This is a genomic window from Marispirochaeta aestuarii, from assembly GCF_002087085.1.
GTDB lineage: Bacteria > Spirochaetota > Spirochaetia > JC444 > Marispirochaetaceae > Marispirochaeta > Marispirochaeta aestuarii.
In genome coordinates, this window is record NZ_MWQY01000050.1 from 1 (window position 1) to 2,328 (window position 2,328).

Below are 2,328 nucleotides of genomic sequence, written 5' to 3' on the forward strand. Positions count from 1 at the left end.
GCAGCTCAATTGGATGTTATATATATTGAAAAAAAGCTAAACGCGGTATATATTGTAGTATATATCACAATCCAGGAGGTTTTGATATGGATACCGCAAAAATCTTTGAAAACGGTAGAAGCCAAGCTGTACGACTGCCAAAAGAATATCGATTCTCAGGCGATGATGTGTTTATAAAAAAAATAGACGACGTGGTAATGCTCATACCAAAAGATAAAGTATGGAAAATATTTCATGAATCGTTAGATAGATTCTCCGAGGATATGGTTTTCTCCAGAGATCAAGAAGTCCCACAAGAACGAGAGTTGTTGTAGATGAGGTATCTATTAGATACAAACATCTGTATATACATATTAAATAACAAATATCGGAAAATTATGAGTCGTATTGAAAATGCAGGAATTGAAGAAATTGCACTATCAACTATGACAATTGCTGAATTAGCTCTCGGAGTAGAAAAGAGTAAAAAACAAGATGAAAATAGAATTGCTCTAATGGAGTTTCTTCTCCCGTTTAGAATTCTGGATTTCGATCAGAATGATGCTTACTCCTATGCAATAATAAGAGCTGATTTAGAGAAGAAAGGAAATATAATAGGAAATATGGATCTTTTAATAGGCTCACAGGCTATAAGTCGTGGATTATGTTTAGTGACGAATAATGTCAATGAGTTTGTGAGAATTGAAGGATTAGAAATAGAAAATTGGATTGAATAGCTATTAAGAGGAATATTTGAGAAAGAAAAAACGCCTAATACTACGGTGATCAAATATATAACCAGCAATTGGAGCAGATGTGGCTACTGTCATGGTTTGTGCTCTATGCGGGAACGGCAAACAATAGTTTTGAGTTGTTCTGGTGAATAGGTGGAGTTATACTGCAAGATAGTTGCAGCACAAACACATGCCAGCTTTACGCCACACAGCTCAATTGGATGTTATATGGATGATAGTACAGGTCAGGAGAGATTGTGAGTAATTTTGAAGTTATTATTGAGGATTATTATACAAAATTACAATCCTTGAAGTTTTCAGGTGAGATTGTATTTATGCTTATGTCTAGTACTTTTAAAGATTCATTTGATAAGTATTTTAAAGAAGAAAACAAAGGTGCAGAAATACCAAAAGAAGAAGAGGTGACTGAACCTGAGAATGATTCTATTACGATGACATATAGGGAATATCAACGCTTTAAGACATTAACAAATGGAATTGATATTTTGCCAAAATCACTTTTAGTATCGGCTGTTAGTATATACGATGTATTTATATCGAAAATTATTGAAGAATTCTTCATGTGCAAGCCTGATGCATTATCAATGATAAATCAAGATATAAAATTCTCCGAATTATCTACTTTCACTTCTATTGAAGAAGCAAAAAAACATCTAATATGGAGAGAGATTGATCTGCTACTGCGAAATAGTCACATTGAACATCTAAAATGGTTAGAAAAGAAATGCAAGATAAATGGTTTGACCACAGATAATAAGTGGTTATTGAATTTTATTGAAGTAACTGAGCGAAGAAATCTTTTCGTCCACAACGACGGAATTGTAAATAAACAATATATCGGTGTTTGTGAAGAGAACGGTGTCGATGTTAGCCATTTAAATGAACAAGAAAGACTGAAGTGTGATAAGGAGTATTTTAATAAAGCATTTTCTGTTTTATATGAGTTTGGTATATTGTTGGCACATACACTTTGGAGAAAATTGTTGCCTGAAGAGATAGATCAAGCCAATAATTTTATACATGATCAATCTGTAAATATGATTATTGATGGTAATTTAGATTCAGTTATTGAAATACTTACTTACTTTAAAGATAAACTATCAAGGCAGCTTGATGAAGAAAGTTTGATGATAATTGATATTAATCTTGCCCAAACATATAAATGGAAAGGTGATCAAGAAAAATGTGAAGAACTATTAAATAAAAGAAAATGGATGACTTATAACAATAAATATAAGCTCGCATATTATTGTTTAATGAATGATTACGAAAATAGTGCAAAAATATTAAAAATACTGGATGAGCAGGAAGAAATAGACAAGGATCAAATAAGAAATTGGCCGCTATTTAAGGAGGCAAGAACAAACGAGACATTTCAGAATTCTTTTCAAGAAAAGTTTGGAGAACCAATATAGATAATCACCATATAACCAGCAATTGGAGCAGACGTGGCTATTGTCATGGTTTGTGCTACTGGTTCCAGGAGTAGAATAGCTTAAAAGTAACGGTGTGAGCGAAATTGGTGATATACTGTTGAATGGTAGCAGCACAAACGCATGCCAACTTAACGCCACGCAGCTCAATTGGATGTTAT

3 protein-coding genes are annotated in these 2,328 nt (G+C 32.9%); all 3 read left to right on the top strand.

The features are described 5' to 3' along the window. Positions 1 to 86: 86 nt before the first annotated feature. On the top strand, positions 87 to 314 hold the full coding sequence (vapB, locus tag B4O97_RS19030) for a type II toxin-antitoxin system antitoxin VapB (protein WP_083053102.1): 228 nt from the start codon (positions 87 to 89) through the stop codon (positions 312 to 314). After that, positions 315 to 716: a type II toxin-antitoxin system tRNA(fMet)-specific endonuclease VapC gene (gene vapC / locus B4O97_RS19035; RefSeq protein ID WP_083053103.1), complete on the top strand. Its 402-nt coding sequence runs from the start codon at positions 315 to 317 to the stop codon at positions 714 to 716. Positions 717 to 970: 254 nt separating this feature from the next. Further along, positions 971 to 2,149, top strand: a complete 1,179-nt coding sequence (locus B4O97_RS19040; protein ID WP_083053104.1) for a hypothetical protein — start codon at positions 971 to 973, stop codon at positions 2,147 to 2,149. Positions 2,150 to 2,328: the final 179 nt, after the last annotated feature.

Coding starts and splice junctions, on each gene's coding strand:
- vapB (WP_083053102.1), top strand. CDS start 87: ATGGATACCGCAAAAATCTTTGAAAACGGTAGAAGCCAAGCTGTACGA.
- vapC (WP_083053103.1), top strand. CDS start 315: ATGAGGTATCTATTAGATACAAACATCTGTATATACATATTAAATAAC.